Raw genomic sequence first — 18,637 nt, forward strand, 5'->3', positions numbered from 1 at the left:
CGGAGCCAACCGGGAGAACCTGCCTTGAGTCGTGAAACTGACACTCCGTCCTCCGGGCCCGACGGGCGCGGCGGAGCCGCATACCCCTCCGGCACGCCGCCGTACGGGACCCCCATGGCTTCCGACGACGGTACGGGCGCGGGCCGTTCGGGCACGCGGCCGGAGGAGAAGAAGACCGAGACCACGCTGACGACCCGGATCCGGATCAACATCCCCGGGTCCCGGCCGATCCCGCCGGTCGTCGTGCGCAAGCCCGTCGGGGACGGCGAGGGCGCCGGGGAGGAGGCGCCGGCCGCCGAGCCGCGGCCCGTGGCCGACCGGCCGTCCGCCGGCACCGCCGAGGCCCCGGCCGAGCCCGCCGCCCAGGCGGAGGACAAGACCAGCGACTGGTTCGCGCCCCGCAAGTCCGGCGCGCCCAAGGGCGGTCCGGGCGGCGGTGGCACGAACGGCGCCGGGACGCCCGGCGGTTCCGCGGCCGCCAACGCCTCCTCCGGCGTGTCGGGCACCCGTTCGAGTGGTCCGGGAGCTTCGGGTGCGGCCGGTACCACCGGCGCATCCGGTGGCGGCCGTCCCGGTGGTGTGGTCGGCTCCATGAGCGTGCCGGGCGGTCCGCGCTCCGGCGGCACGAACGGCAAGGGCCTGCCCGGCGCCACCGGCGGCCCGGTCGCCCCGGGACACGGCGGCGGCACCGGCTCCTTCGACGTGACCGAGGCCCTGACCGGGAGCCCCCGGGGCGGCGGTTCCCGCCCCGGCTCCGACGAGCCCCGCCGTGACGACCTGCCGTACTTCTCGGAGAACGGCGGCCAGGACGACTTCGGCACGGGCATGGCGGGCACCGGCGGGCACGACGGCTTCGGCGCGGGTGCTGCCGGGGCCGGCGGCCTCGACGGTTTCGGTGGCGGGCACGACGGCTACGGCGGTGCCGCGGGCGGTGCCCGTGGGAACGGCGGTCCCGGCGGCGCCAGCGGCTTCGACGGACCCGGCGGCCACGGCGGCCCCGGCGGCCCCCAGGGCGGCCCGGCCGGCCCCACCAGCGGTCCGGTCACCGGCGACGGCACCCTCGTCCCGCCGGCCACCGGCGGCGGCGTCGGCATGGGGCCGGGCGAGCCCTTCGACGGCCCGTCGGGCGCCGGCTTCGGCGGCTCGCCCGCGCGCAGCGCCCTCTCCGACATCGCCGATCTGGACGCGCCCGGCGCGGCGGGCGGCCCCGGCGGCCCCGGCGGCTTCAACGGCCCCGGCGGCGCCGGGCGGCCCGGCGGTCCGGGTGCTCCGGGGGGCAACCCCGGCGGCCCGGCGGGCCGTGGCCCCGGTGGCGGGCTCAGCGACGACACCGCGATCCTCACCCCGCAGAAGCCGGCCCCGGAGCCGGGCACGCCCGGATACCGCCCCCCGTCCGCCGACAACGTCTCCGGACACACCGTCACCAGCGGCATCCCGGTCGTCCCGAACGCCGGCAAGCCCCCGTTCGGCACCCACCCCGACGGCCAGGCGGCGCCCACGGCGCCCAAGCCCGCACCGGCCGCCGCGCCCAAGGCGGCGGGCAAGCCGAAGCCGAAGAAGAAGGGCCGCAGCAAGCTGATGCTGCTGGTCGTCGGCGTGTTCGTCGTGGCGGGCGGTGCCTACGGCGCCGGGCTGCTGATGAACCACACCGACGTGCCCAAGGGCACCACCGTGCTCGGTGTCGACATCGGTGGCGGCACCCGCGACGACGCCGTCAAGAAGCTGGACGACGCCTTCGGCAGCCGGGTGAACAAGCCGCTGGAGCTGGCCGTGGGCGGCAAGACCGTCACCCTCACGCCGGAGAACGCCGGTCTCCAGTTCGACTACCAGGCCACGGTGAGCGAGGCCGCGAAGAGCGACTACAACCCGGTCCACGTCGTCGGCTCGCTCTTCGGGCAGAAGCGCGTGGTCCAGCCGGTCATGCCGGTGGACGAGGAGAAGCTGCAGGCCGCGCTCCAGCACGCCGGCGGCGGCGCGGGCTCGGCCACGGACGGCACCATCAAGTTCGAGTCCGGCAAGGCCGTGGCGGTCTACGGCAAGGCGGGCAAGGCCATCGACGCGGGCCGCTCGACCACGGCGGTCGAACAGGCGTACCGCACGCTGGTGGAGAAGGGCAGCACGCCCCCGGTCACCGTGCCGACCGCCATCAAGCAGCCGACGGTGTCGAACGCCGAGGTCGACCGGGTGATGAACGACTTCGCGAAGCCCGCGATGTCCGGCCTCGTCCGGGTGCAGACCGACGCGGTGCACAGCATCCCGTTCGGCCCCGTGTCGCTGCCGAAGATCATCAGCTTCAAGGCCGTGGACGGCAAGCTCGTGGACACGTACGACCTCAAGGCGCTCAAGGAGGCCTACGGCAGCACCTTCGACGGCGTACAGATCCAGACCGCGACCGGGAAGCGTGGCGTCCTGCCGCAGGACGTGGTCTCCGCGCTGCGCAAGGCGCTGCGGGGCAAGACGGCGGCGGAGCGGGTCGGGGTCATCGAGACCAACCCCAGCTAGACGCCGAGCCGGAACACCACCACGACGGGCCCGCGGTCATCCGCGGGCCCGTCGCGCCGTTCCTCCCGCGCGCACCTTCGGGGCACCGGGCATGACATCTGTCATCCGGCACCCGGGACCCCCGACACTGCCGGGCCCCGGGCCGTCTCCGCCAGCATGGACGGCATGACGACGACAGCGGCACCGGCCACCACCACCCCGGTGGTCGGGTTCGACCAGGTGACCAAGACGTACGGGAGCGTGCGGGCCGTCGACGGCCTCTCGCTCCGGCTGTACCCGGGCGAGACCGTCGCCCTCCTCGGCCCGAACGGGGCCGGCAAGTCCACCACCCTGGACCTGCTCCTCGGGCTCAAGCACGCCGACAGCGGCACGGTGAGCCTGTTCGGCACCCGCCCGCGCGAGGCGATCGTCGCCGGCCGGGTCGGGGCGATGCTGCAGAGCGGCGGCCTGATGGACGGGGTCACTGTTGCCGAACTGGTGAAGCTGGCCTGCTCCCTGCACCCGCGGCCGTACCCGGTCTCCGACGTGCTGGCCCGCGCGGGCATCGCCCAGATCGCCGACCGCAAGGTCGACAAGCTCTCCGGCGGCCAGGCGCAGCGGGTCCGGTTCGCCCTCGCCACCGCCGGCGACAGCGATCTGATCCTCCTGGACGAGCCGACCACCGGCATGGACGTCTCCGCCCGCCAGGCGTTCTGGGCCACCATGCGCGAACAGGCCGACCAGGGCCGTACGGTCCTCTTCGCCACCCACTACCTGGAAGAGGCCGACGCCGTCGCGGACCGGGTCCTGGTGCTGCACCGGGGCCGGCTCCTCGCCGACGGCACGGCCGCCGAGATCAAGGCCAGGGCGGGCGCGCGGCGGATCTCGTTCGACCTGACCGGTGAGATCGACGAGAGCGCCCTGCGCGGACTGCCGTTCCTCACCTCGGTCGACGTGTCGGGCCAGACCGTCCGCATGCAGTCCGCCGACGCCGACGCGACCGTGCACGCCCTGTACGGCCTCGGTGTCTATCCCCGCAACCTCGAAGTCGCCGGGCTCGGTCTGGAGCAGGCCTTCGTCGCCATCACGGAGGCCGAGGAGGCCAAGCAGTCGTGAACGCCCTCATCAAGCTCGAACTGGCCCGCGCCCTGCGGAACAGGAAATTCCTGTTCTTCTCCGTGCTCTACCCCTCGATCATCTACCTGATCTTCTCCAGCAGCGCCGGCCCGGCCGCGCGGGTCGACGGCAGCGGCCTGACCGTCGCCACCTACCTGATGGTCTCCATGGCCTCCTTCGGCGCCCTGACCGCCGTCCTCATGGGCAACAGCGAGCGCATCGCCAAGGAACGCGAGAGCGGCTGGGTACGGCAGCTCCGGCTGACCCCGTTGCCCGGGCGCGGCTACGTCCTCGCCAAGACCGCGAGCGCCGCCGTGGTGAGCCTGCCGGCCATCGTCGTCGTGTTCGCCGTCGCCGCCGGCGTCAAGGACGTACGCCTGGACGCCTGGCAGTGGCTCGCGCTCACCGGGGTGATCTGGGCCGGCAGCCTCGTCTTCGCCGCGCTCGGCGTCGCCCTCGGCTACCTCGCCTCCGGGGACGCGGTCCGCCCGATCACGATGATCGTCTACTTCGGTCTGTCGATCCTCGGCGGCCTGTGGATGCCGTCCACGACCTTCCCGCAGGTCCTCCAGGACATCGCCAAGTGGCTCCCCACGCACGCGTACGCTGCCCTGGGACGGGCGATCGAGCAGAGCCAGGCCCCGCACGCGGCGGACATCGCCGTCCTCGCCGTCTACTTCGTCCTCTTCGCGGGCGGCGCGGCCTGGCTGTACCGGAAGGACACGCTGAAGGCGTGAGCGCGATGACGGAAGACCCCCTGACCCGCGAGAAGCGGCCGCAACACCAGGTGCGGCTGGGCCAGGGCCCCCGCACCCGGCGGGACGTGCTGGCCAAGGTGCTGTGGATCGGCGTGTGGCTGGTCTTCCTCAGCTCACCGGTCGACGACCTGGTGGGCGGCCACCACACCGCGCGCGCCACCCTCGTCGGCTCCCTCGGCCTGGCCGCGTTCGTCGGCGTCTACCTGGCGCTGGTCTTCCGCAACATGGGCCGGCCCTTCGCGCCCCGTACGGTCGTCGGCCTCATCGCGGTCCTGGCCGTCCTGGCACCCGTCCTCGCCTACACCCTCGGCAGCGCCTGGCTCGGCCTCTTCGTCTACCTCTCGGTGGCCTGCGGGGCCACCCTGCCGGTCCGGGCGTCGTACTGGGCGATCCCGGCGACGGCCGCGCTGATGTACCTCATCGGGCTGCACTCGAACGAGAAGGAGGCCCGCGGGCTGCTGCTCCTCGTCGTGCTCATCGGGTTCGCGATGGTCGGCGTCGGGCAACTGGTGCGCACCACCATCGAGTTGCGCAAGGCGCGGGCCACCGTGGCCCAGCTCGCCGCCAACGAGGAACGGCTGCGACTCGCCCGCGACCTGCACGACCTGCTCGGCCACTCGCTGTCGCTGATCACGCTGAAGAGCGAGCTGGCCGGCCGGATGCTGCCCGGCCACCCCGACAAGGCGGCCCAGCAGGTCGCCGACATCGAACAGGTCAGCCGGCAGGCCCTGGTCGACGTCCGGGAGGCCGTCACCGGCTACCGGCGGCCCCGGCTCGCCGCCGAACTCGCCGGTGCCCAGGTGGCCCTGACCGCCGCCGGGGTCGTCGCCGAGGTGCCCGCCGAACCCGACCTCGCCGGCGTGCCCGAGGAGGCCGAGTCCGCGCTGGCCTGGGCGCTGCGCGAGGCGGTCACCAACGTGGTCCGGCACAGCGGCGCCGACCGCTGCGCCGTACGGCTGCTGCGCCGTCAGACCCTGGACGGGCCGGTGCTCGAACTCTCCGTCGAGGACGACGGGAGCGGGGGCTCCGGGAAGGGGCCCGGCAACGGACTGACCGGGCTGACCGAGCGCCTGGAGAAGGCCGGCGGCACCCTGGAGGCGGGCCGGGTCAGGCACGGTTTCCGGCTCGTCGCCCGCGTGCCCACGGCCGCCGGGGCGGACGTAGGATCCGGGGCATGACGAGCATGATCAAGGTCCTCCTGGCCGAGGACCAGTCGATGGTCCGCGAGGCGCTGGCCGCATTGCTCGGCCTGGAGGACGACATCGAGGTCGTCGCCCAGGTGGCGCGCGGCGACGAGGTGCTCGCGGCCGTCGGCGCGCACGGCGTGGACGTCGCGCTGCTCGACATCGAGATGCCCGGCTGCACCGGCATCGAGGCCGCGGCCCGGGTGCACCGGGAGCACCCGCGGGTCAAGCTGGTCGTCCTGACCACCTTCGGCCGCCCCGGCTATCTGCGCAGCGCCATGGAGGCGGGCGCCGACGCCTTCCTCGTCAAGGACGCCCCGGCCGCGCAGCTCGCCGAGGCGATCCGCAAGGTGCTGGCCGGCGAGCGGGTCATCGACCCCACGCTGGCCGCCGCCGCGCTCGCCGAGGGCGCCAACCCGCTCACCGAGCGCGAACGCGAGGTGCTCCGCGCGGCGGCCGACGGCTCCACCAACGCCGAACTCGCCCAGGCACTGCACCTGTCCCAGGGCACGGTCCGCAACTACCTGTCGACCGCCATCCAGAAACTGGCCGCGCGCAACAGGGCGGAGGCGGTACGGATCGCCCGGGACAAGGGGTGGCTGTGAGGGACCACCTCAGTTGAGCTTGGACCTCGCCGTGCGCGCCTCCTGCCGGATCTTGCGGGCCGCCGACTCGTCCACCACCTCGATCAGGTCGGCGTAGTGCTGTAGCTCCTCGGCGCCCGCGACGAACTCCCCGCGCTGTACCAGCAGTTGCCCGCGCTCATAGCGCAGCCGCGCCGGATGCGAGGGGATGAGCAGCGCCAGCTCCACGGCCCGCAGCGCGACGTCCGACCGCTCCGGCCGGGCCGCCGCCCACGCCCGGATGTTGTTCAGGATGCGCTGGACGACCTCCAGCGGCGGCGCCGGCTCCAGCATCGAGGGGTCCAGCGGTGTGCCCGTGGCGCCCACGACCAGCAGCTCGGCGTCCGTCCCGGTCAGTACCCGGCCGCCGTCGAACGGATCGGCCAGCACCTGCTCCGCCGCCGCCCCGAACCCGACCACGAAGTGCCCCGGCAGCGCGACCCCGTACACCGGGGCGCCCGCCCGGCGCGCGACCTCCAGCCACACCACCGACAGCAGGATCGGCAGCCCGCGCCGCCGCCGCAGCACCTCGTGCAGCAAGGAGGACTCCAGCCGCTGGTAGTCGCCCGGCGTCCCGTGGAACGCGTAGCGGGTGCCGAGCAGCCGTCGTACGGCCTCCGCCCACGCCTGCGGCCCGCCCGGCCGGTACGGCAGCTCGCCCGCCAGCCGGTCCAGCTCCGCCTCCGCGGCGTCGATGCCGGCCTCGTCCAACGAGCCGTCCGTCTCCGCGCCGATCAGCAGACACAGCGCCGACAGGTCCGGCCGCTCGGACCGGGCCTCCTCGGCGAACCGCCGCCGCACCTCGGCGGAGCGGTCCGGAGGGGGCGGATACGGGGGCGGCAGATACGGATGACTCATGGCAGCCTCATGCCCTTCCACGGCGAGTTCCACGGCGGGGTGGGCCGGGTTCGGCGGCCGGACGCGGTGCCTGTCCGGGCCCGGCGCCGGCCGCTGGGCCGCTCGCCCGGCCGGGGACGGGAGCCGGCGCGCCGTGCGCCCGGGCTGGGACGCCGGCTGCCTCGCCGGCCGGGGACGGGCCGCCGGCTATGGCGCCCGGCTGGGTGTGGCCTCCTGGTGCGGCGCCGGGCATGCCGCCGGTCCTGGCCTTGGTGCGGGGCGCGCTCGCCGTCCGGGACCGGTCACGGGGCGCGCTCACCGTCCGGAACCGGCCACGGGGCGCGCTCACCATCCGGGACCGGCCGCGGGGCGCGTGACTCGCCTGGGTGAGGCTGTCGGGGGTGCTGCCGGGCGTGTCACTCGCCTGGGTCAGGCCGTCCGGAGTGCCACCGGGCGCGTCACTTGCCTGGGTGAGGCCGTCGGGGGTGCTGCCGGGCGTGTCACTCGCCTGGGTCAGGCCGTCCGGAGTGCCATCGGGCGCGTCATTCGCCTGGGTCAGGCCGTCCGGAGTGCCACCGGGCGCGTCACTTGCCGGGGTCAGGTCGTCGGGGGTGCCATCGGGCGCGTCATTCGCCTGGGTCAAGCCGCCCGGAGTGCCACCGGGCGCGTCACCCGCCTGGGTCAAGCCGTCGGGAGCGCTTCCCGTCCGGCTCCGGTCGTCGGACTGGCCGGCCGCCTCGAAGGGGGCGTCGGGGGTGTCCTCCGGCAGGGGCCGGCTCTCGGGGCCGCTCCGCGGCCGGGAGCCGGTCTCGTGTGCAGCCTCCGGCGAGGGACGGTCCGCGGAGGCGGGGGTCCGTTCCGGTCGGACCCGCTCTTCGGGGGCCCGGTAATGGTGGTAGGCGTGGTGGGGCGCGAAGCCCAGGGCGCCGTAGAGGGCCCGGGCGGACTCGTTGTCCGTCTCCACCTGGAGCCAGGCCGCCGAGGCGCCCTCCTCCAGCGCGCGCCGGGCCAGCGCGGCCATGACCTCGGTGGCCAGCCCCTGCCGGCGCCGGCCGGGGTCCACCTCGACGGCGGCGAACCCGGCCCACCGCCCGTCCACGACACACCGCCCGATCGCCGCCGGCGGCTCGCCCTCCCCGGCCCCGGGCACGGAGGCGAACCACACCGACGGCCCGGTCCCGAGCACCCGCAGGGCCACCTCGCTCACCCCCTTGCGCTGGTACCGCCCGAGCCACGCCTCGTCCGCCGTCCGGGACAGGACCACGCCCGCGCCCGCGGCCCGGTCCGCGACCGGCGCCAGGGGCCCGATCCACAGCTCGGCGGTCACCTCCCGCACCCAGCCGCGCCGCTCCAGCTCCGCGCACAGCAGCTCCTGCGTGCCCTCGGCGCCCGTCGCGGTCTGCACGTACGCGGGCAGGCCACGCTCGCCGTACCAGCGTCGTACGGCCGCCAGGGCCGCGTCGAGCGGCAGCCCGGGGTCCCCGAGGGGCAGCACACTGTTGGCGCGCCGCGTGAACCCGCCCGCCGCCCGCAACTCCCACTCGCCGAGCCGCTCGCTCTCCACCGGCCGCCACGCCCGGGAGGTGACCCGCGCCAGCTCCGGGTACGTGGCGGCGGGCCCCCTGCGCCGCGCCGGGGCGGCGGGCACGACCTTCCCGGCGACCAGCGCGGATTGCGGGATCCGGACGCGTTCGCCGTCCCGCCGTGTGATCATGAGCACGCCACCGTCCCATGATGTGAGAACACCCACCGTGTCAGTGAACTTCTCCGGTCCGGCACCTGGTTCGCCCAACCGCCGTACAGAGACCCGTTTCCCCACGTCAGCAGGGGTGATTCGGACCTCTGGGCGTCCTTTCGCCGAGATTTCCACTGGTCAGTTCACCCCTCCTGTTCGGATCATGCTCCGGAACGGAGATACTAGGGGCGGGCATCGACGACGCCGCGCTCCCGCGCGCCAGGCGGCGGAGCCTGAGGAGGCCCGCCAGCGCCCTATCGAGGAGGAACGACAGCGTGACCTACGTCATCGCGCAGCCTTGTGTCGACGTCAAGGACAAGGCGTGCATCGAGGAGTGCCCGGTCGACTGCATCTACGAGGGCCAGCGGTCCTTGTACATCCACCCGGACGAATGCGTCGACTGTGGTGCCTGTGAGCCGGTCTGCCCGGTCGAGGCGATCTTCTACGAGGACGACGTCCCCGAGGAGTGGAAGGACTACTACAAGGCGAACGTCGAGTTCTTCGACGAGCTCGGCTCTCCCGGCGGCGCCAGCAAGCTGGGGCTGATCGAGCGCGACCACCCCTTCGTCGCCGCGCTGCCGCCGCAGGGCGAGTGACCGTCTGAGCGTCAAGCGGCCGCCAACCGCGCCGCCTCGGTCCCGTACGGCCCGGATCACCCTGATCACCGCCGCACGGGACCGAGGTGTTTGCCGCACCGTACGAAAGTGAGCCTGATTCCCGTGTCCGCAGTCTCCGACCGGCTTCCCACCTTCCCCTGGGACAAGCTGGAGCCGTACAAGAAGACGGCCGCGGCCCACCCGGACGGCATCGTCGACCTCTCCGTCGGCACCCCGGTCGACCCGGTCCCCGAGCTGGTCCAGAAGGCCCTGATCGACGCGGCCGACTCCCCGGGCTACCCGACCGTCTGGGGCACCCCCGCCCTGCGCGACGCGATCACCGGCTGGCTGGAGCGCCGCCTGGGCGCCCGCGGGGTCACCCACCGGCACGTCCTGCCGGTCGTCGGCTCCAAGGAGCTGGTGGCCTGGCTGCCGACCCAGCTCGGCCTCGGCCCCGGCGACAAGGTCGCGTACCCGCGCCTCGCCTACCCCACCTACGAGGTCGGCGCCCGCCTGGCCCGCGCCGAGTACGAGGTCTACGACGACCCGCGCGACCTGGACCCGGCCGGCCTGAAGCTGCTCTGGCTGAACTCGCCGTCCAACCCCACGGGCAAGGTCCTCTCCCGGCAGGAGCTGACGGACATCGTCGCCTGGGCCCGCGCCCACGACGTCCTCGTCTTCTCCGACGAGTGCTACCTGGAGCTGGGCTGGGAGGCCGACCCGGTCTCGGTCCTGCACCCGGACGTCAACGGCGGCTCCTGCGACGGCATCGTCGCCGTCCACTCCCTGTCCAAGCGCTCCAACCTGGCGGGCTACCGCGCGGCCTTCATCGCCGGCGACCCGGCCGTCCTGGGTCCCCTCCTGGAGATCCGCAAGCACGGCGGCATGATGACCTCCGCACCGACGCAGGCGGCGGTCGTGGCCGCGCTCGGCGACGACGTCCACGTCCACGAGCAGCGCGAGCGCTACGCCGCCCGCCGCGAGGCCCTCCGGGAGGCGCTCGTCGCCAACGGCTTCCGCATCGAACACAGCGAGGCGAGCCTCTACCTCTGGGCCACCCGCGACGAGTCCTGCTGGACCACGGTCGCCCGTCTGGCCGCCCGGGGCATCCTGGTGGCCCCGGGCGACTTCTACGGCGAGGCGGGCGAGAACCACGTACGCGTGGCGTTCACCGCGACGGACGAACGCGTACGGGCGGCGGTGGCGCGCCTGACCGCGTAGCCCGGCCCCCCCACCCGTTCCGCCGGCCGCTGCCGCCACCGCCGTGGACACGAAAGCCGACGGGGCCCAGGAAGCAGACCTGGACCCCGTCGGCGTTCAGCGCCGGCCGCTCAGCCGCCCAGCGGCAGGCCCTTGGCCGGCAGGGAGGACGTCGGCAGGGACGACGTCGGCAGCCCGCCCTTGGTGAGGGAGTCCGTCGGCAGCCCGCCCTTCGTCGCGCCGGAGGCCGCGTCCCCCAGGACACCGCCCGCCGTCCCGGCCGCGTCGCCCGCGGCCTTCTGCGCCGCCGGGGCCGCCTTCTTCACGGCACCGCCGCCAGTCTTGACCGCGGCCGAGGTGACGCTCTGCGCGGCACTGTCGACGGTGTTGCCGACCTGCGCGCCGTCCAGGGCGGTCAGTCCGCTCAGGTTCGGGGTGGCCACCGGCAGATTCGTGGCCGCTCCGGCGGAGCCGGCCGCACCGACCCCGGCGGCCGCTCCCGCTGCGACGAGCAGCGCGGCACGGGCGATCCGGCGGGTCAGAGGGAGGGACATGATGCTCCATTCGACGGGGAGAGAACGGTGTCTGTGTCCAAGCCCGTCTCCGGCTCGGACGCCGTGACTACCGCTCGAAGCCCGCGAAGGTTGCGGACGCCTCAGGTAAAGAATGGATAACGCGTCGCATTATCAGGTGTGGATAAAAACGGGCAAACAGCGTTCGCCGGAAATCGTGCAGAATCCTTCCCGCCTTTGATTTCCAAGGGTTCCCGCGCCGGTCACGCCACCCGCCCGAACCATCGGACGCCCCGGCGCCGCACAACCCGTCGGAGTGATCGTCCGTACTACTGTCCGGCCACGATCCGCACCGAGCCCACGGACGTCTCCACGGACTTCCCGCCGGAGCTCTCCGCGCCCCCGGCCCCGTCCGGCCCGGCCGTCCGCCACTCGCCGCCGTCGCTCCCCGCGGTCCACACCCGGCCCGCGTACGACACCCGCTCGATGTGCAGCGCCGAGGAGTTGGCCACCGCCCACTGCGCGAGCTGCCAGCCCCGCTCCCGCTCGCCACGCCCGGTCGCGTCCGTCTTCGCACCCTCCGGCACGGGAACCGTCACCGTCCGCCCGTGCGCGGTCGCGGTCACGCTCGGCGACGGGGACGGCGACGGCACGGGCGTCCCGCCCACCACCGCGCCGGTCTCCTGGAGCGCGTCCCGCCCGAAGTCCCGTACCAGCGCGTCCCGCACCGCGTGCGGGCCGGTCGCCGAGGTCGTGCGCCGCGGGCGTCCGTCGCAGGTCAGCGCGGCCTCCGCCCGCCCGGTCAGGGCCGCCGCCAGCAGCGTGGCGTCCTGCTCGTGCTTGGCGTACGCCTCCGGATAGCCGCTGCGCTGCACCCGCTGCGCGGCCACCGTCAGCGGCAGGTCCGTGTAGCCCGGCACCCTCGCCAGGTGCGCGTAGAAGATGCCCGCCGCGTAGGCCGGGTCCATGATCTGCCGTTCGGAACCCCAGCCCTGGGAGGGCCGCTGCTGGAACAGGCCCAGCGAGTCCCGGTCGCCGTGCTCGATGTTCCGCAGCCCCGACTCCTGCAGGGCGGTCGCCAGCGCGATCGTCACGGCCCGCTCGGGCATCCCGCGCCCGGTGCCGACGGCGGCGATCGTCGCCGCGTTCGCCGCCTGCTCGGGCGTGAACTCGTACGAGGCCCCGTCGTCCGACGAGACCACCTTGCAGCCGCGCGCACCGCCGCCTCCGGTGACGTACTGCACCACGAGGTACGCGGCGACGCCGCACAGGACCAACAGGGCCGCGGAGTAACGGAGGAGGCGTCCGCGGCGCTTGTGATGGGTGGGGGACGGCTCTGACACGCGTACAAGGTACTGGAGCCCCCCGGGCTCCCTGCGAGGGGTCCGCAGGACCGCGCCGTCGTTCACGCCCCCGGCCCCGGCGGGCGGCGCGCTAGGGTCGTGACCATGGCCGACACCTCGCTTGACCTCACGCTGGACGCCGCCGCGCTCACCGCGCAGCTCGTGGACTTCCCCTCCGAGAGCGGCACCGAGAAGCCGCTCGCGGACGCCATCGAGGCCGCCCTGCGCGCCCTGCCGCACCTGACGGTGGACCGCTACGGCAACAACGTGATCGCGCGGACGGACCTGGGCCGCGCCGAGCGCGTCATCCTGGCCGGGCACATCGACACCGTGCCGATAGCGGACAACGTGCCCTCGCGGCTCGACGCGGACGGGGTGCTGTGGGGCTGCGGCACGTGTGACATGAAGTCGGGCGTGGCGGTGCAGCTGCGCATCGCGGCCACCGTCCCGGCCCCCAACCGCGACCTGACCTTCGTCTTCTACGACAACGAGGAGGTCGCCGCCGACCTCAACGGCCTGAAGCACGTCGCCGAGGCCCACCCGGAGTGGCTGGCGGGCGACTTCGCGGTCCTGCTGGAGCCCTCCGACGGCGAGGTGGAGGGCGGCTGCCAGGGCACGCTGCGGGTGCTGCTCAGGACGAAGGGCGAGCGGGCCCACTCGGCGCGCGGCTGGATGGGCGCCAACGCCATCCACGCGGCGGCGCCCGTCCTGGCCCGCCTGGCCTCCTACGAGGCGCGGCGGCCGGTCATCGACGGGCTGGAGTACCGCGAGGGCCTGAACGCGGTCGGCATCAGCGGGGGAGTGGCCGGGAACGTCATCCCGGACGAGTGCGTGGTCACGGTCAACTTCCGGTACGCCCCCGACCGCACCGAGGAGGAGGCGATCGCGCACGTCCGCGAGGTGTTCGCGGACTGCGGGGTGGAGGAGTTCGTGGTGGACGACCACAGCCCCGGCGCGCTGCCCGGCCTGTCCCAGCCGGCCGCCGCCGCCTTCATCGAGGCGGTGGGCGGCGCCCCGCGGCCCAAGTACGGGTGGACGGACGTGTCCCGCTTCTCCGCGCTCGGCATCCCCGCGGTCAACTACGGCCCCGGCAACCCGCACCTGGCGCACAAGCGGGACGAGCGCGTGGAGACCGCGAAGATCCTCGCGGGCGAGGAACGGCTGCGTAGCTGGCTCACCGCGTAGCACGTGCGGGGGCGCGCCGCTGCACGCCGGACACGCTCAGGTCCCCCCGCCGTAACCCGCGTAGATCTAGTCTGAGATCGAACTACCGGCAAGCGGAGGGAGCGCACATGCCTACCGGCAATCCCGTGGGGAAGAAGCAGCCGCCGGACGAGCAGCGGCTGGGACCGGTCCTCCGACGGCGGGGCCAGGTGACGGCCAGCACCACCGACCAGCGGCTGCTGGACGAGCGCGCCCCCACGGACTGGGTCCACACCGACCCCTGGCGGGTCCTGCGGATCCAGTCGGAGTTCATCGAGGGCTTCGGCACGCTCGCCGAACTCCCGCCCGCCATCAGCGTGTTCGGCTCGGCGCGGACCCCGGTGGACTCGGCGGAGTACGACGCGGGCGTGCGACTCGGCCGGGGGCTGGTGGAGGCCGGCTGGGCGGTCATCACGGGCGGCGGCCCGGGAGCGATGGAGGCGGCCAACAAGGGCGCGTGCGAGGCGGGCGGCATCTCGGTCGGCCTCGGTATCGAACTTCCCTTCGAGCAGGGACTCAACCCCTACGTCGACATCGGCCTGAACTTCCGCTACTTCTTCGTCCGGAAGATGATGTTCGTGAAGTACGCGCAGGGCTTCGTGGTCCTGCCCGGAGGCCTCGGCACCCTCGACGAACTCTTCGAGGCCCTGACCCTGGTCCAGACCCAGAAGGTAACCCGGTTCCCGATCGTCCTGTTCGGCCGCGAGTACTGGGGCGGCCTGGTGGACTGGCTGAAGAACACCCTGGTGGCCCAGGGCAAGGCATCGGAGAAGGACCTCCTGCTGTTCCACGTGACGGACGAGGTGGACGAGGCGGTGGCCCTGGTGTCCAAGGAGGCGGCCCGCTAGGTCCCCGGCACCGGGGGGTTCCGCCGCCGGAACCCCGCCGCCCTCGCGCGGGGCGGAGCCCCCCGGTCGGTCAGGCCAGGCCCCGGCGTGCCACGGCGGGAACCCGGTGGCCGGCGATGGACGCCACCATCTCCAGCACCTGACGGGTCTCGGCCACCTCGTGCACGCGGTACACCTGCGCCCCCAGCCACGCGGAAACGGCGGTCGTCGCCAACGTACCGATCAGCCGTTCCTTCACCGGCCGGTCCAGCGTCTCCCCGACGAAGTCCTTGTTGGACAGCGACACCAGCACCGGCCACCCCGTGGCCACCATCTCGTCCAGCCGCCGCGTCGCCTCCAGGCTGTGCCGCGTGTTCTTCCCGAAGTCGTGCCCGGGATCGATCAGCACCGACTCGCGCGGCACACCGAGCGCGACCGCCCGCTCGGCCAGCCCCACGGTCACGTCCAGGATGTCGGCCATGACGTCGTCGTACGCCACCCGGTGCGGACGCGTCCGCGGCTCCACGCCCCCGGCGTGCGTGCACACCAGCCCCACCCCGTACCGCGCGGCGACCTCCGCGAGCCCCGGGTCGACCCCGCCCCACGCGTCGTTCAGCAGGTCCGCGCCGGCCTCGCACACGGCCTCGCCGACCTCGGCGCGCCAGGTGTCCACGCTGATGATCACGTCGGGGAACCGGCGCCGTACCTCCGCGACGAACCCGACCGTGCGGCGCGCCTCCTCCTGAGCAGTGACCTCTTCGCCCGGGCCGGCCTTGACCCCGCCGACGTCGATGATCGCGGCGCCCTCCGCCACGGCCTGCTCCACACGCGCCAGGGCCGGCTCGTCGCGGAAGGTGGCTCCTTGGTCGTAGAAGGAATCCGGCGTCCGGTTCACGATCGCCATGATCACCGGCTCGTGCGGCCCGAATTCCCGCCTGCCCAGCCTGAGCATCCGCTGTGACCTCTCCTAGTACGTTCCGCAGTACGGCCGCCTGTGACCCTAACTGTCAGACTCGCATGGCACGATCGGAGCCTGACAGATCCGGCTTCCGGCACAGCGTCCGGTAACGAGCGTGGGGACTCCCGAGGCGATGATGATGTTCTTGTTCCTGGTCGTCGCGCTGGCCGTCGTGGTCGCCGCGGTGACCCTGGCGGTGGTGGGCGGCGGGGAGAGCGCCCCGCTGCCCGAGGTGGCGCCCGAGCGGCTCCAGGACCCCCTCCCCGCGGACCGCCCGGTGGGCCGCGCGGACGTGGAGAGCCTGCGCTTCCCCCTCGCCCCGCGCGGCTACCGCATGGCCGACGTCGACGACGCGCTCGGCCGGCTCGCCGCGGAACTGGCGGAGCGGGACGCCCGTATCGCCGACCTGGAGTCCGCGCTGGCCGGCGCCAGAGCCGCCGCCGCGCACACGCACCACGCGCAGCCCCACAAGAGCGAGGGTCCGGAGGAGCGGCGATGACCACCGGAGCGGCCGTCCCCGGGCCGGACGGCGCCCTGCGCTGCCCCTGGGCCCTGTCCACCGTCGACTACGTGTCGTACCACGACGAGGAGTGGGGCCGCCCGGTCCACGGCGACGACGCCCTCTTCGAGCGGCTCAGCCTGGAGGCCTTCCAGTCGGGCCTGTCCTGGATCACGATCCTGCGCCGCCGCCCGGGCTTCCGCGCGGCCTTCGCCGGCTTCCGCATCGAGAAGGTCGCCGCCTTCACCGAGGCCGACCGCGACCGCCTGCTCGCCGACCCCGGCATCATCCGCAACCGGGCCAAGATCGACGCCACCCTCGCCAATGCCCGCGTACTCGCCGACTGGCCGGGGGGCGAGCTGGAGGACCTGATCTGGTCGCACGCCCCCGATCCGGCGTCCCGCCCGGCCCCGAAGACCCTCGCGGACGTCCCGGCGGTGACCGAGGAGTCGACGGCCCTCTCCAAGGCCCTGAAGAAGCGAGGGCTCAGATTCGTGGGTCCGACGACGGCGTACGCGCTCATGCAGGCGTGCGGCCTGGTCAACGACCACTTGGAAACGTGCGTGGCGCGAGACGCCGGGTAGGGGCGCGGGGAACTCAGCGCCCCAGGTACTTCGGCTTCTCCTTGTTCACGAACGCCTGGACGGCGATGGCGTGGTCCTCGGACCGCCCCGCCCGGGTCTGGAGCTCGTCCTCCTTCTCCAGCGTCTCGGCGAGGGAGTGCGTCAGCCCGTAGGCCACCGCCTCCTTGATCGCCGCATACGCCACCGTCGGCCCCGAGGCCAGCGCCCGCGCCACCTTCTCGGCCTCCGCGCGCAGCTCGGCGCACAGGACGACCCGGTTGGCGATGCCCAGCTCCAGCGCGTCCTGCGCGCCGATGCTGCGCGGGAAGAGCAGCAGGTCGGCGGCGCGGCTCGGGCCGATCACCCGGGGCAGCGTCCAGGAGATCCCGGAGTCGGCGGTGAGAGCCACGCCGGCGAACGACGTGTTGAAGGAGGCGCTGTCGGCCACCAGCCGGTAGTCCGCGGCGAGCGCGAAGCCGAACCCGGCGCCCGCCGCCACACCGTTCACCGCCGCGACCACCGGCTTCGGCGCCCCGGCGAGCGCCCGCACGATCGGGTTGTAGTGCTCCTTGACCGTGGTCATCGTCTGCCCGGCCCCGGTCTCCCGGTCACTGGCCAGCAGCCCGATGTGCTCCTTGAGGTCCTGGCCCACGCAGAACGCCCGGTCCCCGGCGGCGGTCAGCAGGATCGCCCGTACGGCCGTGTCGCCGGCCGCCGATTCCGCCGCCTCCCGGAGGGCGACCTTGGTCGCGATGTTCAGCGCGTTCATCGCCTCGGGGCGATTCAGCGTGATCGTCGCGAGTCCGTCGCTCACCTCGTAGAGCACGGTGTCGGCCATGGCGCATCCCCTCCGGTTCGCGGCTGGTGACGTACCGCTCAGTACGTCCATGTCTGAGGACAGCATGGCGGAGATCGCCGGCCAAGGACCGGACCGGACGTGTGACCTGCGTCAAAGAAAACCCGAGCGGAAACGGTCGGCGGATCTTCGTGCGGGGGCGCAGTATCGCAGCCACATCGCCGAATTGGGTGGTTTTGCTCGCGCGCGTTGCCCAAGCGATGCCGACTGATGTTGGTCATCGGGTCCTGCGATGCGGGATAATGGCTTGGAAGCAATGTGTTCGATGCCGGTGTCGCGTGTCCGTTTCGGATGGCGGGTGCCCCCGTGGGGCCGTCGGCAGACGATGAGCTGGTTTCAGGAAGGGGAACGAGCATGGCGGCCATGAAGCCGCGGACGGGTGATGGCCCGCTCGAGGTGACCAAGGAGGGGCGGGGCATCGTCATGCGCGTTCCGCTCGAAGGCGGCGGTCGACTCGTCGTCGAGCTGACCCCTGACGAGGCCGAGGCGCTTGGCGACGCCCTCAAGAAGGTCGTCGTCTGACGCCCCAGCGATCAGTCCTTCCGGCTGCCCCGGCATCGTACGCGGTGCCGGGGCAGCCGCGTTCCTCCGCCCCCGCCTGCGGCTTCAGCGCTTGACGGCGCACAGCAGGCCGTCGCCCACCGGCAGCAGCGACGGGACCAGCTCCTGGCTCTCCCGCACGGTGCGCAGCAGCTCGCGCAGCCGCAGCACCTCGGTCGGCTGCGGCCCGGAGTCGACCGTACGGCCGTTGGCGAACACGCCCTCGAAGACCACCAGGCCGCCCGGCCGCAGCAGACGCAACGATTCAGCGAGGTAGTCCGGGTACTCCAGGCGGTCCCCGTCGCAGAAGACGAGGTCGTAGCCGGCGTCCGCGAGACGCGGGAGCACGTCCAGCGCGCGGCCGGGGATGAACCGGGCCCGGTTGCTGGCGAAGCCGCAGACGCGGAAGGCCTGCCGGGCGAACTGCTGGTGCTCCGGCTCCGGGTCCACCGTGGTGAGCACCCCGTCCGGCCGCATCCCGTGCAGCAGATGGATACCGGACACCCCGCAGCCCGTGCCGATCTCCGCGACCGCCTTCGCGTCCACGGAGGCGGCGAGCAGTCGCAGCGCGGCGCCCGTGCTGGGCGACACCGAGCGCAGCCCTGCCTCGCGGGCCCGTTCGCGGGCCCAGCGCAGCGCTTCGTCCTCGGCGACAAAGGCGTCGGCGAACGCCCAGCTCGTCTGCCGGTTGCCGGTAATGACCCTCTCCTGTCCCCGTGGTTGCCTGGGCGTGACTGTATCCGTTGGCGGCGGGAACCCGCAGATGGGACCGGGCGTTTACGAGGATGAGCCGGTGACCGGGGACG

General features: G+C 73.6%; 18 protein-coding genes and 1 pseudogene. 12 read left to right on the top strand and 7 right to left on the bottom strand.

Annotated elements, in window-relative coordinates; all coding sequences use genetic code 11:
- The first annotated feature begins 24 nt into the window (after window positions 1–24).
- The 5 genes from OO52_RS35100 to OO52_RS35120 all read left to right on the top strand — a co-directional run bounded on the left by OO52_RS35100 (window position 25) and on the right by OO52_RS35120 (window position 6,144).
- Window positions 25–2,502 (top strand): membrane protein, encoded by a 2,478-nt coding sequence (locus tag OO52_RS35100; RefSeq protein ID WP_030649806.1) that lies wholly within the window; start codon window positions 25–27, stop codon window positions 2,500–2,502.
- Between the two features lie 165 nt (window positions 2,503–2,667).
- Window positions 2,668–3,597: an ABC transporter ATP-binding protein gene (locus OO52_RS35105; protein ID WP_030649804.1), complete on the top strand. Its 930-nt coding sequence runs from the start codon at window positions 2,668–2,670 to the stop codon at window positions 3,595–3,597.
- Window positions 3,594–4,334 carry an ABC transporter permease gene (locus OO52_RS35110; protein WP_030649802.1) on the top strand — a complete coding sequence of 247 codons (741 nt, stop codon included), beginning with the start codon at window positions 3,594–3,596 and terminating at the stop codon, window positions 4,332–4,334. Before OO52_RS35105 ends, OO52_RS35110 begins: the two co-directional genes overlap by 4 nt.
- A gap of 5 nt (window positions 4,335–4,339) precedes the next feature.
- Window positions 4,340–5,533, top strand: a complete 1,194-nt coding sequence (locus tag OO52_RS35115) for a sensor histidine kinase (protein WP_030649799.1) — start codon at window positions 4,340–4,342, stop codon at window positions 5,531–5,533.
- On the top strand, window positions 5,530–6,144 hold the full coding sequence (locus OO52_RS35120; RefSeq protein WP_030649794.1) for a response regulator transcription factor: 615 nt from the start codon (window positions 5,530–5,532) through the stop codon (window positions 6,142–6,144). The genes OO52_RS35115 and OO52_RS35120 overlap by 4 nt, the downstream gene beginning before the upstream one ends.
- A gap of 9 nt (window positions 6,145–6,153) precedes the next feature.
- On the opposite strand, the gene OO52_RS35125 is transcribed toward OO52_RS35120, so the two are convergent.
- Window positions 6,154–7,020, bottom strand: a complete 867-nt coding sequence (locus OO52_RS35125; RefSeq protein ID WP_030649790.1) for a transglutaminase-like domain-containing protein — start codon at window positions 7,018–7,020, stop codon at window positions 6,154–6,156.
- An 856-nt stretch (window positions 7,021–7,876) separates the two neighbouring features.
- Window positions 7,877–8,869: pseudogene (locus OO52_RS35130) on the bottom strand (GNAT family N-acetyltransferase); the annotation flags it as partial.
- 140 nt (window positions 8,870–9,009) lie between these two features.
- Here OO52_RS35130 and fdxA point away from each other — a divergent pair.
- Both fdxA and OO52_RS35140 read left to right on the top strand, forming a co-directional pair.
- Entirely contained in the window at window positions 9,010–9,330 is a 321-nt protein-coding gene (gene fdxA, locus OO52_RS35135) for a ferredoxin (protein WP_014674796.1), read from the top strand.
- 123 nt (window positions 9,331–9,453) lie between these two features.
- Entirely contained in the window at window positions 9,454–10,551 is a 1,098-nt protein-coding gene (locus OO52_RS35140) for a bifunctional succinyldiaminopimelate transaminase/glutamate-prephenate aminotransferase (protein WP_030649784.1), read from the top strand.
- Between the two features lie 110 nt (window positions 10,552–10,661).
- On the opposite strand, the gene OO52_RS35145 is transcribed toward OO52_RS35140, so the two are convergent.
- Both OO52_RS35145 and OO52_RS35150 read right to left on the bottom strand, forming a co-directional pair.
- The gene (locus OO52_RS35145) at window positions 10,662–11,084 is read right to left on the bottom strand and encodes a hypothetical protein (protein WP_030649783.1); all 423 of its coding nucleotides are present in this window, start codon (window positions 11,082–11,084) and stop codon (window positions 10,662–10,664) included.
- Window positions 11,085–11,371: 287 nt separating this feature from the next.
- Complete coding sequence (locus OO52_RS35150) at window positions 11,372–12,385, bottom strand: hypothetical protein (protein ID WP_030649781.1); 1,014 nt, start codon at window positions 12,383–12,385, stop codon at window positions 11,372–11,374.
- A gap of 105 nt (window positions 12,386–12,490) precedes the next feature.
- On the opposite strand from OO52_RS35150, the gene dapE reads away from it, so the two are divergent.
- Both dapE and OO52_RS35160 read left to right on the top strand, forming a co-directional pair.
- Window positions 12,491–13,570: a succinyl-diaminopimelate desuccinylase gene (dapE, locus tag OO52_RS35155; RefSeq protein WP_030649779.1), complete on the top strand. Its 1,080-nt coding sequence runs from the start codon at window positions 12,491–12,493 to the stop codon at window positions 13,568–13,570.
- A 107-nt stretch (window positions 13,571–13,677) separates the two neighbouring features.
- The gene (locus OO52_RS35160; protein WP_030649776.1) at window positions 13,678–14,436 is read left to right on the top strand and encodes a TIGR00730 family Rossman fold protein; all 759 of its coding nucleotides are present in this window, start codon (window positions 13,678–13,680) and stop codon (window positions 14,434–14,436) included.
- Between the two features lie 70 nt (window positions 14,437–14,506).
- Here OO52_RS35160 and folP read toward each other — a convergent pair whose 3' ends face one another.
- On the bottom strand, window positions 14,507–15,367 hold the full coding sequence (folP, locus tag OO52_RS35165; RefSeq protein WP_030649774.1) for a dihydropteroate synthase: 861 nt from the start codon (window positions 15,365–15,367) through the stop codon (window positions 14,507–14,509).
- 139 nt (window positions 15,368–15,506) lie between these two features.
- On the opposite strand from folP, the gene OO52_RS35170 reads away from it, so the two are divergent.
- Both OO52_RS35170 and OO52_RS35175 read left to right on the top strand, forming a co-directional pair.
- A complete protein-coding gene (locus OO52_RS35170; protein WP_030649772.1) occupies window positions 15,507–15,872 on the top strand; it encodes a DivIVA domain-containing protein in 366 nt (121 codons plus the stop codon).
- Window positions 15,869–16,456, top strand: coding sequence for a DNA-3-methyladenine glycosylase I (locus OO52_RS35175; protein WP_030649767.1), 588 nt, complete (start codon window positions 15,869–15,871; stop codon window positions 16,454–16,456). The genes OO52_RS35170 and OO52_RS35175 overlap by 4 nt, the downstream gene beginning before the upstream one ends.
- A gap of 13 nt (window positions 16,457–16,469) precedes the next feature.
- Here the strand turns inward: OO52_RS35175 and OO52_RS35180 are convergent, their stop codons facing one another.
- Entirely contained in the window at window positions 16,470–17,273 is an 804-nt protein-coding gene (locus OO52_RS35180) for an enoyl-CoA hydratase-related protein (RefSeq protein WP_030649764.1), read from the bottom strand.
- A 372-nt stretch (window positions 17,274–17,645) separates the two neighbouring features.
- Here OO52_RS35180 and OO52_RS48305 point away from each other — a divergent pair, with 372 nt between their 5' ends.
- Window positions 17,646–17,813: a DUF3117 domain-containing protein gene (locus OO52_RS48305; RefSeq protein WP_018544333.1), complete on the top strand. Its 168-nt coding sequence runs from the start codon at window positions 17,646–17,648 to the stop codon at window positions 17,811–17,813.
- An 84-nt stretch (window positions 17,814–17,897) separates the two neighbouring features.
- Here OO52_RS48305 and OO52_RS35185 read toward each other — a convergent pair whose 3' ends face one another.
- A complete protein-coding gene (locus OO52_RS35185; RefSeq protein ID WP_078629848.1) occupies window positions 17,898–18,596 on the bottom strand; it encodes an O-methyltransferase in 699 nt (232 codons plus the stop codon).
- Window positions 18,597–18,637: the final 41 nt, after the last annotated feature.

Source organism: Streptomyces flaveolus (assembly GCF_000716535.1).
GTDB classification, from domain to species: Bacteria; Actinomycetota; Actinomycetes; order Streptomycetales; family Streptomycetaceae; genus Streptomyces; species Streptomyces flaveolus_A.

Bases quoted from the DNA above. Each gene is read 5' to 3' on its own strand.
- OO52_RS35145 (WP_030649783.1), bottom strand. From the start codon at position 11,084: ATGTCCCTCCCTCTGACCCGCCGGATCGCCCGTGCCGCGCTGCTCGTC.
- OO52_RS35180 (WP_030649764.1), bottom strand. From the start codon at position 17,273: ATGGCCGACACCGTGCTCTACGAGGTGAGCGACGGACTCGCGACGATC.
- OO52_RS35175 (WP_030649767.1), top strand. From the start codon at position 15,869: ATGACCACCGGAGCGGCCGTCCCCGGGCCGGACGGCGCCCTGCGCTGC.
- OO52_RS35160 (WP_030649776.1), top strand. From the start codon at position 13,678: ATGCCTACCGGCAATCCCGTGGGGAAGAAGCAGCCGCCGGACGAGCAG.
- OO52_RS35125 (WP_030649790.1), bottom strand. From the start codon at position 7,020: ATGAGTCATCCGTATCTGCCGCCCCCGTATCCGCCCCCTCCGGACCGC.
- dapE (WP_030649779.1), top strand. From the start codon at position 12,491: ATGGCCGACACCTCGCTTGACCTCACGCTGGACGCCGCCGCGCTCACC.
- OO52_RS35120 (WP_030649794.1), top strand. From the start codon at position 5,530: ATGACGAGCATGATCAAGGTCCTCCTGGCCGAGGACCAGTCGATGGTC.
- OO52_RS48305 (WP_018544333.1), top strand. From the start codon at position 17,646: ATGGCGGCCATGAAGCCGCGGACGGGTGATGGCCCGCTCGAGGTGACC.
- OO52_RS35105 (WP_030649804.1), top strand. From the start codon at position 2,668: ATGACGACGACAGCGGCACCGGCCACCACCACCCCGGTGGTCGGGTTC.
- OO52_RS35170 (WP_030649772.1), top strand. From the start codon at position 15,507: ATGATGATGTTCTTGTTCCTGGTCGTCGCGCTGGCCGTCGTGGTCGCC.
- folP (WP_030649774.1), bottom strand. From the start codon at position 15,367: ATGCTCAGGCTGGGCAGGCGGGAATTCGGGCCGCACGAGCCGGTGATC.
- OO52_RS35115 (WP_030649799.1), top strand. From the start codon at position 4,340: ATGACGGAAGACCCCCTGACCCGCGAGAAGCGGCCGCAACACCAGGTG.